We start from the raw sequence: 14223 nt of genomic DNA, 5'->3' as shown, positions 1-14223 counted from the left end.
CAGATAGAGATTCTAGGCGCCTAAACCAATGACGGGCAACAGCCATCCGGGGCGAAACCACTCGATCACATGGATAACGAGCGGCGGCAGGAAAATCCCCGGGAGAAGGTCCGCAACCGGTATCCGCTTGATATCCAAGAGCATCAGCGACGTGGCCAGCAGCACGACCCCGCCCACGACCATCATGAGCGACTTGGAGAGCGGATCGAGCGGCTCCGCGACATAGGACGCCAGAATCGCCAGTCCCCCTTGAAAGAACAGTACTGTAAACACGCTGGCGAACACGCCCCAGCCCAGCGACGACGCCAGGGCGATGGAGCAGAAACCGTCGAGCACCGACTTGATATAGAGGTAGTCGGGATTTCCCTCACTTCCATTACGCAGGCAGCCCAGCAAGGTCAGCGGCCCCACGCAAAAGATCACGCTCGCAGTCAGGAAGCCCTCCGCAAAGGTGTGGCCGTCCTGCTTGGAGAAGCGTCCGTGAACCCACCTGCCAAGATACTCGATGCGGTCATGTATGCGCAGGGCGGCGCCGAGCAGTGCGCCCAACAGCAGCGACGTAATCATCACCATTGCCAGACGCGCCCCGTAGGTTCGCCCCGCGCCGACGAGTGGGGCAAATTCGGCCACGGTATCGCTGAAGCGGAGCACGGCCGCGTCAATTCCCAGGGTGATGGTCACCAGACCAAGGGCGTTGAGCACGATCGCACGGTAGCGTTCCGGCAAGCGCGTACCAACGGCGATGCCTGCCAGGCTCCCGACAATAACGGTCGCACTGTTAACGACGGTGCCGTTGAGAATCTGCCACAAACCCATGGCGTACCCGATGACTTCGTGACGGCGGCGAAGGCCGCGTGTTCCCTTCCGGGTCAACCTGTGCCGGTCAAAGGTCTCGCCGAGTGGATTCGCGAGAGCATCGCCGCCAGACGGTGTGAGAGCAAATGTCGGTCCCGCACACTTCGCGACCAGCGCTCCCGCTCCGCGTCCTGGCTGGTAGAACTCTGCCCGAGAGCGGACAACCACTGCGTCCGTGCCGCCACCTCTTCGGCCGAATCCACCATGTTCAGCGCCGGCTCAAGCTCCGCCAGCGCTGGGAATTCGTCGCGGAAAACCCTTGAGGGACGCCGCACCACCACGCCGCGCTTGCCCGCCAAGGCAAGCAAGAGCACCGGAATCAACTCGGCGTCGAGGACGGGAAAAACGATGACGGTGGAGCAGCGTACGAGCTCACCGAATCCGCCGGCCCAGGGGATTGCACCGCGCCACGATGATCGATGTCTTGACTCCAGATCCCAGCGAAGTCCCCAAAGAGCCAATGGAATTCGCGCCCGGAGTAGCAGGTCAGCCGTGGCGCGCGCCACGGCCGCGGGCATCGCTCGCCCCTCGATCCAACTGATGAGGTGGGATTCGAACTCGGGATCGTGGACGGGCACGCCGATGCTTCTCGACGCCGCAGCGAGGATATTGTCTGGCGACGCATCACCAGATTCCATCGCCGTGCGCAGGCAGAGCGATCGGACCGTCTCCCAGAGCTGCACGTGGCTGTGCTGGTTTATGCCCAGCGCGGCGGCACGGTCGTCTGCCACGTCAGCGAGGATCGCGACCAGCGGGCTGCCGGGATGTCCGGCGCCGCCCGTTTCATCGAGGTCGGCGAGCCATGTTTCCGGCAATCCGGGTTCGAGGATCGACACGAACTGCTCGTTCGCCCCGCGCTCAACTAGCTTGACAGCGATACTCGTCGAAGCGGCCAGGAATTGTCTGTCGAGAGTTGGAGGATCGCCGATGTCCTGGCTCGGAACGTTGTTCGTGATGAGCCAACTGATCGAGGACACCGATTCGGGCATAGGCGGTCCGAGCCGGCCGGGAAGAGCGTCAACCGAGAGCACGAGATTCGCGCCGCATCGCTGGGCGGCACCCAATCGGGCGGCGACGTGTACATGTTCCGGTCGGTCGGGAACACAGACGTTATGGACGATGCCCTCTCGGCGCAACCCTTCACCAACGGCGCGGGCCCAGGCGATGGTCGGCGCGGCCGGGCTGGTGCTCACCACGGCGATGCGTGGTTCCGGTTGCGACGCCTCGTCCCGGACATGCCAGCGATTGCGGATGTCCTGAATTGCATCCTGTCGCTTCGCTTGCACCGTGGCGACCGATTGAATGAGCCGGCGCTCCATTTCGCCGAGCAGAACCGTCGACAATTGGGGAACGGCAATGAGACGTCCCGGCGGCTCGTAACCTGGGTTCCGGTCGAGGAATTCGACGAGTGGAGGGAAGGGGTCTTCAAAGGGAAACAGCAGCAGACGGCCGTCGTGGAGAAACGCCGAGAAATCGTGAAGCCGGAGCACCAGATTCGCAGCCCACGCCTGGGTTTCGATCACAAACAGCACGGTAAACAACGGCATGCGGTTGAGAAGAAGTGCGATCTCCCAGCCAGCTAGTACCGTGGGCAGGAGCAGATTGTCGCTGCCGACGGCTACCCCGGAGACCAGGGCCTCCGCACTCACGGACGGCATAGACGAGAAGCCCAACCACGGCCTGTTTCCCGAGCCCGACAGACGGAACGTTGGGCAGCCGTCGCGCCCCATGGCGGCCTCGACGCCGGATGGCGGCTCTGCCACAGCAATGCGCTCAGCGACATCGGCCTGCCGCTCCGACAATGCGGCAAGATTCCTTTGCAGTACTTCCACCTGCGTTGGCAATGGCGCGCTCCGGTCTGCAGAATCCAAGCGCATCATACCGCAGGGTAGGCTATGGTCCACGCATGCGGGGCGTCCTGCGCGGCGCGCCGGACTCGACAGAGATCAGGGAGGCGCGCGGCGATTCGGTTTGTCAGGCAAACGCCATCGCCGCGAGAAAAACGATCCAGAGCGTCCAAGCCAGGGCCCAGGCCACCACCGGCAGGCTTGAGCGCGGTGGGGCATTGCCCACGGGCACTGTCGGATCATCCCAGACAGAATTCGGTTTCGTTTCCTCGGCATGGCCTTCAGCGCCGGCACTGTGTGATATTCTTGTGCTGGGAGCCGAAGAGGACTCCTGATCGGTGTTCATGGCTTTCCTCCGATCACTCGGGAACGTCGATCACGACAGGAATGCGGACGAGCTCGAGACCCGGAATGTTGGTGGTCACTTCCACTTGTGACTCGTGTATACCGGGGGAAAGGCCGCCCGCATATCGGACCGAGAGATAGCGGATATGGCGGTAGTTTCTGCTGGACTCTTCGTCCACCGCCACTTGCACGGCGCGCAGCCCGGCGGTCAGCTTCTTGACTTCGAGGGTTTCCGTCGGCGGAGCCTGAAGTTTCACGCGCCGGACGGTTCCCTTTGGCGTGCCGTCGGCCCGAAGAAGGATGAGCGGTGGATCGATCATCAGACGCGGAGCCACAATCCCGAAGACGGGGACCTGCACGACCGGCTGATCCAGCGACGTGGTCCGGACCGTGAGCATGGCGCCGAACGGTCCGTCGGGCGCGTCCTCGCGAACCTGTGGAACCACATCAAAGTCGATCCCCGGCTTGAGTGGCTTGTTGTCCCGAACCGTCACGTTCAGCATCGGACCGGCCTCCGCGGAGAGAATGCGGAACGGCGTGTCATTGGGTGAGCGGATGGAAAGCGGGGCCAGGCGCGTGCCGTGGACCACGGGCTGGCGAGTGGCGTCAATGACCTTGGGAATCCAAGTAAGATCACCCGTCACTTGTCCGCGAATGACCAGCCAGGTCTCCCGCGGGATCCCGTCCACTTCAAGCTTGATGAGAGCTTTCGAGGTCAGAATCCCCAGCGGCGCATCCGGCGGAACCGAGAAGTACACGCGCGATCCTGTTCGATCGCCCACGGAAAACGGCTCAATCTTGGTGGCAAGCTCCTGCCCTCCCTCGAAGATGATGTCCGTGACCGTCGCCTTCGAGCGACCCTCCACGGGGATGACGTCCAGCGTCTGCACGGCCGTATCACCGCGCTGAAGGACTTTCATATTCAATGCAGTCTGCGGCGAACGATCGTACAGTCTTTCGACCTCGGCCAGGAATTCCAATTTTAGCTCCGGTTCGAGCGGGTCACTGGAATAGATGACAATCGACTTGTCCTGGTTGCCGATTCGGTTGGTCGTGTCGAACTGCGCTTTGAGCTCGTAGGATCCGCCCGGTGGAACGCTGCGCTTCTCTTCCGGGGATTCGAGAACGGTACAGCCGCACCCCGCCACGGCGCGGTGGATGACCAGCTCGGCTTCCCCCCGATTCTCAATGGTCCATTCGAGCGGAACCCGGTCACCTTCAAGGATCGTCCCGAGATCGATCACGCGATTCTGCACGAAAATGCGCGGCGCCGGACCGCCACTTTCAGCAGTAGGCTTGGGTGGCGGGGGCAATTGGGCCGTCGAGGCCGCGGCAAAGGCGGCTGACAATACTGCGGCGGGACCCCAGGATCGAATCTTCAGCGTGTGCGACATCAGCTACCTCGTTGCTGTCCGATCGTCCAATTCGGGAAAGACACACCGAACTCTATTACACGAGAACGATCGAATTACGGCAAGCAGGCCGGAAGCGCCGCGCGGGCGGCGCCCCCGGCCTGGCCTGGAGTTGTGACCATCCTGAAACCCGCACCCGACGCACCTCGCCGGGGTTCTCAGGAGTGCCCTCGCGCAAGGCGCTCGAAGCGCGTCTACAGACCCACGTCAAACCGCAGCGAGTCGATAATCACCTGTCCGTCCTCCGGAGCGATGACCTCGACACATACGCTGAAGTTGCCACCGTTCAGCAGCGTGACGGTGTTGCTCGACAACGTGACGGAACTCGGGTCAACCGAGCTCGGCACACCATTCTCCAACGCCACGAGGAAAGGACCGTACTCGTCGCCGGTCGTGCAGACCGTCTCCACTTCGTCAAACGCACCGACCCAGACACGAACGGAAATTTGCCCGTCCGTGCAGACGTCATCGCACAGTGCGCCGTCGACCCCGGCCAGTGCACATGCCTGCTGACACGTCTCGATTGCCTGCGCCCCGGCCAACCCTTTGGCTGGACCGCCGCCCATCGCATACGTGACCACGGAAGGATCCAACTGCACCGTTCCGCGCGTGATGGTTACCGGGCTCTCCTCCCCCGTGAACTGCGCGGAGCGCTGGACTGGCGTTCCGGCGACCACGTCATACGTGCCCGCCCCGGCATCTGTCAGATTTACGACAACAGGAACGGTCGGCAGCAGGCTGGGACAGCCTGCGGCAAGCACAACCGCCGCACTGGTCATAACACCAAGACCTAGAGAACGGATCATTCGCGTTTTCATCATGGCATTCCTCCCACTTGATTGGCATCCGCCCGCGTCTTGCGGATGCCTGCCTTGGGGGCGATCCGACGCCGCGCCGCGCCCCGCGGGCGAATGCTAGCACACAAACCGCGCATGGCCAATTCCGGCATGTCCGCCGCGTAACCCGGCAATCGGCGGGTTGCCGCGGCATAGACCGCTCCACGGCGGTTCGTTCTCAAACTCGGCCATCAGGGAATGGGAACATCCATGGCGTGCGTACGTCGTCCGTCGTTGATCTCCCGGAGCTCGAGCCGCACCGAGGTTCCGGCGAGGTTCGCCGCGTCATCAAATCGGTAGACGACCGTCTGGGTTTCGCCCGGCATGAGCGAGGTGATTGGCCTGTACTGGCGTTCCTTACCGGGAAGCAAAGCCGAGCCGCGAAAATGAAGTGTCTCCGCCGTGCGGTTGGACACGGCATGACGGACCTGAAGCACGTTGCCCTTGAGGTACGCCATGCCGCGAACATCGATCCCCTCGAGATTCGCGGCCACGGGAATCACGACGTCGAACCGGCGTCCATCATTCAGCGCAATCTCCGCATGGAGCTCGTGGTCTCCCGACAACACATTGTGAGGAATATCGATGCTGAGTTCCTGGGTGAAGGCCAACCTTGGAGGGCAATTGAATTCGAACCGTCCCGGCGTTATTTCCCAATCGTCGGGTGGGATCAGGCGAACCGACCCGGCACGCCCCACCGCATCACTGTTCTGAATGGTCAGAGTTGCCGGCTGCCTGGCCGCTCCGGCTTCGAATCGCCGGCGATCCAGCCCGACGCCGGCATAGAACTCGACGGCACTTCGTTCGGCGTTGAGGACGAACAACGGACTGGCGTAAAGTCGCACAACAGCTTGGCCGTCATCGGCCACGGACAGGGGTCTCGCCCGGCCCCAGAGATCAATCACTTGGTCTGCTCCGGAGATCTGAATCTGCTGATCCCGACCGGACGCAGGTGCCGCCGGATCCCACACGGCCAGCACGGCTTCGTCGCCACGGACGAAGGAAACGCATCTGGCCGTCCCGCCGAGTGTCAGCTCGGGGCCGGGAGCGGCTTCACCGACGGCGGAAACGACCGTGTGCAGAATGACAAATTCTTCCAGCGGTTCGGCGATCGATCCGTGCGGTGTCTCGCGCACCGTCCAGGTCTGCGGAACAATCACGCCCTGACTGCCCGCATGTCGCGCCAGAATCAGGCGACGAGCCCAATCCGCGAGTCGCGGTGCGCGTTGGAACCGCACGGGGGCGATCGGCGGAACGAAGGCCTGCATCAGTTTTTCTTCCCGACCGGCTTCGGTAACCAGTTTCTTGAGAAGGTCACTCGACAGGGTGGTCCCCAGATTGATGGAAAGTTGCTCCACGGGCCAAGGTTCAGTGGGCAGTTCCACTCCTGCGGAGATCGGAAGGACCAGGCGGGGAACCGTCAAGAACTCGCGCATGAACCTGCGCAGGTGGGTCAGGGATTTCAGGATCTGCTGGCGCGAGGCTCGCGGCGCCGGACCATCGCTGCCCAGTTGCCAGTCACGGAAGCTCCCGGCGATCGGTGCCGCTTGTGCGGCCAGGTGGTCCTGCCAGATTGAAGTGGGGGATCCGAGCAATTCGTAGAGGGTAGCGCCTGCGGATCGGGAATCGTACAAGACGCCGGTCAGGGCGAAGCCCTCGCGTTCGAGTGTATGTACAAGGCGATTCGATCCATTTCCGGAAGTCGTCTTGGCAGAAGGGTCCGTCACCCCGGACCAGACAGGAAGCTTCACTGATCGGGCGCCCTGCTCGCGAAGCAGGTCCAGTTCCGTGTCAGCATCCGCTCGTTGCGCGGGATCGATGGCGATCCCAAAAGCGCGGGCACCCCCCGGGCTCGAAAGTGACTCGCTCAGACATGCGAAGCGCAAGTCGCGGGTGATGATCGACCGCCCCTGCGAGCGAACATCGAGCCGGGCGTGGTAGATCCCGGGAGGGAGAAAATCCATGGGGAGTCCCTGCGGGCGGGACCCGCTTTCGAAGGTAGTCTCGATCGAGCGGCGCTCGACAAGGGCCCCATCTGCGTTGGTGATGGTTAGTTCGTTCTCCAATCCGCTCTGCACTTCATCCGCAACGAGTACCTGCAACTCCTGCGAATTGCCTTGCTGGAGCACGTTGCTTCGCGCAGACGTAGAGAGTTCCACGCGGGGCATGGCGTACACGGAAAGATCATCGAACCACGCACCGCCGTTGATGTCGCGAAGTGGGAGGTGGTTCGGATCGGGCTCAACTGGCCGCCAGACATCCTCTTGCAACACCCAAGCCACCAGGCCCACGGAGAATGCATCCCTCGGGGCGGAGGGAAGGGTCAGGGCGACGCGCGTCCAGTCGTTTGCGGCCCGGGTTCCCTCCATGTCCGGCAGGTATGCTGTACGGACCAATGTGTCGTAAAGCGGCTCGCCGTCTTCGTTCAGATAGACCGCAGCCAGGCAGGCACGCGCATGGCGGAGATGATCGGGTCGGACATATCCGACAATACGATAGTCGGTGTTGGCCCGGACGCGCGTATCCGGTCCACGGTAGACAAACGCCACCGATCGTCCTTCGGACACCAGGTGGAAGGAAGGCGGGGCATCGTGCCCCACCGCACTATCGAAAACGCCCTTCGCGTAGTGCGGGAAGCCCGGCATCTGAAGCGGTTCCCAGAACTTCGGGATTTCCTCCAGGTTGCCGGCCTCGCTCTCGTCAAAGTCGAAGACATGGATGATGCGATGCCCGTGTTCCGCGTCGTCAACGATCCGCCGGGACGCGTGCCCGCTTTCGTCCGCCGCGGTCGCCCCAGTCCATCCGGACAGAACGAAGGCTGCTGCCAGCATTGGAAACGGGCCCGGCACGAAGTGCCTCGGTGCGGGTCGCAGGGTTTTCGAAGAGCGGAACATGCGGGCTCCGGTGCGAGTTGGCTTCAGGAACACGGCCTGACAGCCCTCTATCGTTAGGTATCGGACGCACAGCCGCGTGACTTAGACCCACCGGGGACTCCACCGACGCGCCCGCCGGGAAGCGCGTCCGGGAATTGCCCGCTCCACGAACCGGCTCTACCATTTGTACGCATGCCCACTCTTGTTGACACACGCCGTTTTCTGAGTGATTTCGACTCCACGCGTACCGGGAATGTCCTCACCGACGTGTTGGTCATTGGCAGTGGTGTGGCCGGTGCGAGGGCGGCGATCGAGGCCTCGGCCTACGGTTCCGTAATCCTCCTGACGAAAGGTCGGTTTGAGGACTCCGCCACGGCTTGGGCGCAGGGCGGAATCGCCGCAGCCGTCGGCGCGGGCGATTCACCCGCCCGCCACCTCGAGGACACCCTTCGCGTCGGTTGCGGACTTAGTGACCGCCGCGCGGTGGAGATCCTTGTCGAGGAAGGACCTCGGCGCGTCGAGGAACTGCTGTCCTGGGGTTTCCCGGTGGATCGCGCCGATGGAACGTATGAACTCGGTCGCGAAGGAGGGCATTCGCTCAACCGTGTGGTTCATGCCAGCGGCGATCGCACGGGTTGGGAGCTCGCCCGCACGCTGCACGAACACCTCCGCCGCACTGAGCACGTCCGCCTTTTCGAGCAGTGCTATGTCATCGATCTGCTGACCATCGAAGGCCGTTGCGTCGGAGCGGTGACGTTTCACCAGAAGTACGGCCACCAGCTCATCTGGGCTGGCCAGACCATCCTGGCCTCCGGCGGGTGCGGGCAACTCTGGCGTGAGACAACGAATCCGCCTTCCTCCACCGGCGACGGACTGGCCGCTGCGTTCCGAGCCGGTGCGACGTTGCGCGACATGGAGCTGATGCAGTTCCACCCGACAACGCTCTATGTGGCCGGTGCGGCGCGGGCCTTGATTTCCGAGGCGGTGCGGGGCGAAGGTGCCCAAATGGTCGACCGCGGAGGCCATCGCTTTATGACGGCGTACCACCCCGACGCGGAACTCGCTCCACGCGACGTCGTGAGCCGCGCGATCCACCAGCGCCTGCTGGATACCGGCTCAAACTGCGTCTACCTTGATGTACGCCAAGTCCGGGACTTCACCCATCGCTTCCCGCAGATCACGCGGCTTTGTGCCGACTTTCAGATCGATGTAACGAATGACCTGATTCCCGTTCGACCCAGCGCCCACTACATGATCGGCGGCGTGCTTGTCGACCTCGACGGACGGACTTCGCTCCCGGGGCTGTACTGCTGCGGTGAATCCGCCAGTACGGGCATTCACGGCGCCAACCGCATGGCCAGCAACTCCCTGCTCGAAGGACTGGTTTTCGGACGACGCGCAGGTGAAAAAGCGGGGAAAAGCCTTGCCGGTGTTGCCAACGGGGCGGCCGTCAAGCGCGTTTCCAGCCGCAACCAGCGCTCCACGCGCACGCCGCTCGACTTGGGCGATATCACCAATTCACTGCGAAGCGTCATGTGGCGAAACGTGGGAATCATCCGCCGCCGCGACCGCCTCGTGGAAACGGCCGAGATCCTCGACTTCTGGGCCCACTACACGCTGGACAAGACCTTCGACGAGGTAAGCGGATGGGAAACGCAGAACCGCCTGACCGTTGCGCGTCTGATTGCGGCCGGAGCCTTGGAACGCGAAGAGTCCATCGGCGTGCATTACCGTGAAGACGCCCCCGACGTCGCGGCGAAGCCCTGCCACATTCTCGTCACGCGAAACGACGAGGGCACGAAACCGACTCGCGCTTGATTTTCCATGCGAGGAAACCAGCGTCCGTTCAGCAGCGCGTCGCCGCGATCAGCAGGTTGTTGGACTGCCGCGCGTCGAACGGCTCGGGATCGTAGCTTCCCCACGCCCCGTCGATCCGCATGCCCGCACGGGCACAGTCCTCGCGCAGGTGTTCCAGTTCGAGCGGGTAAACGCGCCCCTGCCGAGACTGCATCTGCCAGCGGCCGGCGTCCTGCCACAGCGTGGTGTTGACCACGATGACGGCTTCCGGTTCGAAATGAAAGTTACGCACGGAGATGTAAGTCACGCCGTCCAGCGTCGCCACGCGCGGACCCCGCACGCAGGGATGCTCGTCACGCATCAGCGGGAAGTTCAAGATCTGCACGAACAATCGGCCGCCGACACGGAGACACTTGGAGAATTGCTCGACGGCTTCAACACACGCTCCTCGCGTTCCCGCGGCTGAGAGACTGTTGCCCACGCAGATGATCCCGTCGAACCCCCCGCCACAGCGTTCAGACAATTCGGCGTAAGTGCTTTCGCGCCAGGTAACCCTCTCACCGTTTGCTTCCGCATGCTTGCGGGCTTCCTCGAGCATCGCCGGGCTGGCGTCCGCACCGGTGACGCGGTATCCGGCGCCGGCGAGCGCCACGGCATGGCGGCCGGTCCCGCATCCGGCGTCGAGCACGCCCCCCAGCCCCGGAGGTCCGAGGATGTCGCTCAGTAACGGCATCTCCCGGTCGAGCCGCGCCTTCCAGTTGATCGAACGGTCGTAGGCCTCCGCATGGCGAAACAGGTCCTGAGGTGCCGCGTGCGTCATGTTTGATATTCTCCTGCGCCGAAGAGCGTCCGGAACCGTGACGGCATTCATCATCCCGGCGAAGGCCGGAATTCAGGCCCGAATGTGCAATATGGGCCACGGGGTACGTGCCCGTGACGGCGAAGCGGCTCCCGAATTCGTCTGCCACCCACCCGGCATCTCGTTCGCATGCCGAACGGCTTCCAGTATAATCGCATTCGTTTGTTGCGGCGCGGCGGTCATTCAAATTCGCCGCGAGACAGAGACGCGCATCGGCGCGGCGGCGCCGGCCTGACGCTCCGCGCCCCGGTTTCCATCAGGCGCTGGAGGGTATCGCGTGGTCACCATCGGCATGAACTACAAAGTCCGCCCCGGCAAGGAAGCCGTCTTCGAGGAGGCCTTCCGCAAGGTCGTGCACGCCATGCGCAACATGGAAGGCCACACGGAGTCGCTCATGTTCCGCCAGGTGGACGATCCCTTCCACTACCTCATCATGTCGCAGTGGTCGAAGAAGGAGGCCTTCGACGCCTTTGTCGGCTCGGAGACGTTCCGCAACGTCGCCAACTGGGGGAAAGAGGAAATTCTCTCCGCCCGGCCGAAGCATGAGGTGTATCAGAGCTGATCAATTATGACCAATCTCGAATTGAAGCTGGCAACGATCGTTTTGCTCTTGGCTTCGGGATGTGTCAACCGCTCCATTACGATTCTCGAGTCGGAGGAAGGGCAACACGGACCTCCGCGCGATTCGCCGGTCGTCTCAGCCGGGAATTGGGATGTTCCTCCCCAAGAACTCCGATTCCTCGATGCGCGTCCGGCTGACTGCGCCGGATGCTACGCGGACACAAGCTACCCAACACAACTCAGGCTGGACATCGGAGGTTTCGCTACCGCTTGCCAATGGGACCGCCGCGTCCGCGACTGGCAATGTGCATCGGGAACCTGGAATCTCGCAGAAGGAGGCGTAGTACGACTGATACTGTCGGAATCTCCGGACTGGGCCCGAAAGAGTGGACTGCTGGAACCGCTTTATGCCCATTTCTACTACGCGGCCCTCGTTCTTTCGAACTCGAGAATTGGGTTCAGTTTCACACCAAGTTGTGAAAGGCCCGTTCCTTCCGGGCACTGTGGAATGGAGGTTCTGCACCCAGTTGCCGAGTAAGTCCACAGATTGCGAACCTGAAATCCAACCCGGCGAAAGCACCTGACCAGGGAGAAGGAACCAAGACCTCGAATTCATGACCATCCGCCGTACGGTTCCACAGGACCGCGACATCCTCTTCGACATCTGGCTGCGCTCCGTGCGGGCCACGCACGACTTCGTCTCCGAGGAGCACATCCAGTCGTTCATTCCCAAGGTTCGCGAGCACCTTCTCTCCACAGAGCACGAATTCTGGGTGCTGTGCGATGATGAAGGCACAATCATGGGCTTCATGGGCATTTCCGGTAGCAACATCGACACGCTCTTCCTCGCACCGGAGCACTTCCGCCGCGGCGGCGGCCGGGCGCTGCTCGAGCACGCAATGTCAATCTGCGGATCGCAGCTCACTCTCGACGTCAACGAGCAGAACGTGGGCGCGCGGCGGTTCTACGAGGCCTGCGGGTTCGTTGTCGAACGCCGCTCGGAACTCGACGGCAACGGCCTGCCCTATCCGCTGCTGCACATGCGGCTGACGGGCGGCGATCGGCCCGAGCGAGCCGCAGGCTTTTAGCCTGGGCGGAGGTTCGCAATGAGTACGATAACGAACAGGAGGCTTGGCAGCGTGACCGGGCGAAGGTCCTTTGGAAAATGTCGGGTTCCCATGATTCGAAGATGGGGAAGCCACAGGATTATGGATCGAGGCGAAATCCTGCGTTGGTCCGGCTCGATCGGGATCTTCTATTTGCTGGTGCCCGCTTACCTGGTCACCTCCGATGCGGTGATTGCACGAGTAGCGGGCTTCGACGCCGTGGGCTGGAGCGGCGTCATGGCAGTCTCGTGCTACCTGCTGTTCGCCTCCCTTGGACTCTTGCTTATTACCACGAGTATCCGCGCACAAGTCACTCGCGGACGCGGACACCCGTTCGACATGACCGGACGCGAGTCCTTCTCACGCCCGACGCAGACATTGCTGACGGGCGGGGTCTATGCCCTGTGTCGGAATCCGATGGGGCTCGGCGACGTGTTTCTCTATATGGCCATCACCGGACTTGCCGGGGCTTTCTGGTCCATGTACTTGCAGGTTCCGGCGTACGCCGCCGTGGTCGTGCTGAATCACCTCGTGAACGAACGCCCTGCTCTGTTGCGGCGGTTTCCAAGCGAATTCCCGCCGTATGAGAGGGTGACGCCACTGCTCATCCCGACTCCGGCCAGCGTTCGTCGGGCCCTGGCGCGGGCCTCGAAGGCATCAAGCGATTAGGCCTGGCACCGCCCGCCTTCGTCGCCATCCTCCGCGCGTCGCGCAACGACTCAGCGAGTCCGCCACTATAATTCTCCCGGCGGGAAACTCAGGACGACTTTCTCATTGTTCGTCCCGTACAGCTTCACCAGCCAGCGGCGGACGAATCCGAGATTCGCCCGCCAATTGGCGATCGCCCCCCGCAGGCGAGCAACACCCTCACCATCCATCCCCGTTGATTCCAAAGCGTCTTCACATCCGCTCACGTTGCCGGACAGTAGCAGGGCCGTGGCGAAGTTGATCTTGGCCGAAGGCAGGGCCTCGGGCCGGATGTCCAGACCGCCGTTGTGAAGCACCATTCCGCGGTACAGCTCCAAGGCCCTGGCCGATTCGCCCAGGCGCATCCAGCACACGCCCAGGGCGTTCTGAAGCTGCGGCGTGCGCGATGACAGGCGCATCAGGACATGCCGCGCCTCGTCCACCCGACCGGACTCGATCATCTCCCGGACTTGCGTCCACGTTCTATCGAAACCGTTCCCATTCGTATTCGTGTTCATCTGACTGACTCCCATGATCCATGAACGTGCACCTGGATTCCCCGGACGCACGTCAACCTCTCTTGCGCAATCGCGACCGCACATGCACCTCCCGCAAGCTGCGAGGGCGCGTACCCAAGGAATGAATTCCAGTTTGGGAAAAGGGGTCGGCTATACGGTCAGCAGACAGTGCTGGGCTTGAAGGCTCGTGACGCCGGCGAAAGGAAACTCGCCAGTTCGCCCGGCAGCCAAAGCGGGAATCGCGAGGTTCGATTGGAGATAGCGGCCGCCGGGAACGCCAACTTCGGAATCGGCGAACTTCGGCTTGCGGAACTCGATGCGGCCGGGGCAGCCACCCGGGCGCGGATCAACGGCGGCCATATCCGGTGGATCGGTGGGAACAGAGAGAGCTTGCGGGGCCCCTCGGCTGCTCCGGGCTGCGATGTCCGGCGAGGGCAACGAAGCGCCCTCGACCGCCAGCAGCAATGACAGCGCGCAGCACCTGAGAAACGTGACGGACAGCTTCATGGTTTGCCTTCGGGAAAACT

The 14223-nt window shown here is 62.8% G+C and carries 13 protein-coding genes; 4 read left to right on the top strand and 9 right to left on the bottom strand.

The window, feature by feature from the left end; genetic code table 11:
- Window positions 1-12 precede the first annotated feature (12 nt).
- The 6 genes from J5J06_00550 to J5J06_00525 all read right to left on the bottom strand — a co-directional run bounded on the left by J5J06_00550 (window position 13) and on the right by J5J06_00525 (window position 8144).
- Window positions 13-816: a DUF554 domain-containing protein gene (locus J5J06_00550; protein MCO6435559.1), complete on the bottom strand. Its 804-nt coding sequence runs from the start codon at window positions 814-816 to the stop codon at window positions 13-15.
- A 53-nt stretch (window positions 817-869) separates the two neighbouring features.
- Window positions 870-2699, bottom strand: a complete 1830-nt coding sequence (locus J5J06_00545) for a hypothetical protein (GenBank protein MCO6435558.1) — start codon at window positions 2697-2699, stop codon at window positions 870-872.
- Between the two features lie 130 nt (window positions 2700-2829).
- Window positions 2830-3048 (bottom strand): hypothetical protein, encoded by a 219-nt coding sequence (locus J5J06_00540; GenBank protein ID MCO6435557.1) that lies wholly within the window; start codon window positions 3046-3048, stop codon window positions 2830-2832.
- A 13-nt stretch (window positions 3049-3061) separates the two neighbouring features.
- Entirely contained in the window at window positions 3062-4441 is a 1380-nt protein-coding gene (locus J5J06_00535) for a DUF1573 domain-containing protein (protein MCO6435556.1), read from the bottom strand.
- A 212-nt stretch (window positions 4442-4653) separates the two neighbouring features.
- Window positions 4654-5280 (bottom strand): hypothetical protein, encoded by a 627-nt coding sequence (locus J5J06_00530; GenBank protein ID MCO6435555.1) that lies wholly within the window; start codon window positions 5278-5280, stop codon window positions 4654-4656.
- Window positions 5281-5486: 206 nt separating this feature from the next.
- Window positions 5487-8144 carry a hypothetical protein gene (locus J5J06_00525; GenBank protein MCO6435554.1) on the bottom strand — a complete coding sequence of 886 codons (2658 nt, stop codon included), beginning with the start codon at window positions 8142-8144 and terminating at the stop codon, window positions 5487-5489.
- Between the two features lie 216 nt (window positions 8145-8360).
- Between J5J06_00525 and nadB the strand changes: the two genes are divergently transcribed.
- Window positions 8361-9986, top strand: a complete 1626-nt coding sequence (nadB, locus tag J5J06_00520; protein MCO6435553.1) for an L-aspartate oxidase — start codon at window positions 8361-8363, stop codon at window positions 9984-9986.
- A 28-nt stretch (window positions 9987-10014) separates the two neighbouring features.
- Here nadB and J5J06_00515 read toward each other — a convergent pair whose 3' ends face one another.
- Complete coding sequence (locus tag J5J06_00515) at window positions 10015-10785, bottom strand: class I SAM-dependent methyltransferase (protein ID MCO6435552.1); 771 nt, start codon at window positions 10783-10785, stop codon at window positions 10015-10017.
- Between the two features lie 316 nt (window positions 10786-11101).
- On the opposite strand from J5J06_00515, the gene J5J06_00510 reads away from it, so the two are divergent.
- The 3 genes from J5J06_00510 to J5J06_00500 all read left to right on the top strand — a co-directional run bounded on the left by J5J06_00510 (window position 11102) and on the right by J5J06_00500 (window position 13160).
- Complete coding sequence (locus J5J06_00510; protein MCO6435551.1) at window positions 11102-11386, top strand: antibiotic biosynthesis monooxygenase; 285 nt, start codon at window positions 11102-11104, stop codon at window positions 11384-11386.
- 613 nt (window positions 11387-11999) lie between these two features.
- Window positions 12000-12473 (top strand): GNAT family N-acetyltransferase, encoded by a 474-nt coding sequence (locus tag J5J06_00505; protein MCO6435550.1) that lies wholly within the window; start codon window positions 12000-12002, stop codon window positions 12471-12473.
- Window positions 12474-12593: 120 nt separating this feature from the next.
- Entirely contained in the window at window positions 12594-13160 is a 567-nt protein-coding gene (locus tag J5J06_00500) for a hypothetical protein (GenBank protein MCO6435549.1), read from the top strand.
- A gap of 65 nt (window positions 13161-13225) precedes the next feature.
- Here J5J06_00500 and J5J06_00495 read toward each other — a convergent pair whose 3' ends face one another.
- Both J5J06_00495 and J5J06_00490 read right to left on the bottom strand, forming a co-directional pair.
- Window positions 13226-13696 (bottom strand): hypothetical protein, encoded by a 471-nt coding sequence (locus tag J5J06_00495; GenBank protein ID MCO6435548.1) that lies wholly within the window; start codon window positions 13694-13696, stop codon window positions 13226-13228.
- A gap of 150 nt (window positions 13697-13846) precedes the next feature.
- Window positions 13847-14203 carry a hypothetical protein gene (locus tag J5J06_00490; protein ID MCO6435547.1) on the bottom strand — a complete coding sequence of 119 codons (357 nt, stop codon included), beginning with the start codon at window positions 14201-14203 and terminating at the stop codon, window positions 13847-13849.
- Window positions 14204-14223 lie beyond the last annotated feature (20 nt).

The organism is Phycisphaerae bacterium, from assembly GCA_024102815.1.
In the GTDB taxonomy this organism is placed as follows: Bacteria; Planctomycetota; Phycisphaerae; order UBA1845; family UBA1845; genus JAGFJJ01.
Note: the sequence above shows the minus strand (reverse complement) of the source record. Positions and strands in the feature narration are given on the sequence as shown.

What these genes read in the sequence shown, in the direction of transcription:
- J5J06_00490 (MCO6435547.1), bottom strand. Translation starts at nt 14,203, where the DNA reads ATGAAGCTGTCCGTCACGTTTCTCAGGTGCTGCGCGCTGTCATTGCTG.
- J5J06_00505 (MCO6435550.1), top strand. Translation starts at nt 12,000, where the DNA reads ATGACCATCCGCCGTACGGTTCCACAGGACCGCGACATCCTCTTCGAC.
- J5J06_00495 (MCO6435548.1), bottom strand. Translation starts at nt 13,696, where the DNA reads ATGAACACGAATACGAATGGGAACGGTTTCGATAGAACGTGGACGCAA.
- J5J06_00540 (MCO6435557.1), bottom strand. Translation starts at nt 3,048, where the DNA reads ATGAACACCGATCAGGAGTCCTCTTCGGCTCCCAGCACAAGAATATCA.
- J5J06_00530 (MCO6435555.1), bottom strand. Translation starts at nt 5,280, where the DNA reads ATGATGAAAACGCGAATGATCCGTTCTCTAGGTCTTGGTGTTATGACC.
- J5J06_00515 (MCO6435552.1), bottom strand. Translation starts at nt 10,785, where the DNA reads ATGACGCACGCGGCACCTCAGGACCTGTTTCGCCATGCGGAGGCCTAC.
- J5J06_00535 (MCO6435556.1), bottom strand. Translation starts at nt 4,441, where the DNA reads ATGTCGCACACGCTGAAGATTCGATCCTGGGGTCCCGCCGCAGTATTG.
- J5J06_00500 (MCO6435549.1), top strand. Translation starts at nt 12,594, where the DNA reads ATGGATCGAGGCGAAATCCTGCGTTGGTCCGGCTCGATCGGGATCTTC.
- nadB (MCO6435553.1), top strand. Translation starts at nt 8,361, where the DNA reads ATGCCCACTCTTGTTGACACACGCCGTTTTCTGAGTGATTTCGACTCC.
- J5J06_00550 (MCO6435559.1), bottom strand. Translation starts at nt 816, where the DNA reads ATGGGTTTGTGGCAGATTCTCAACGGCACCGTCGTTAACAGTGCGACC.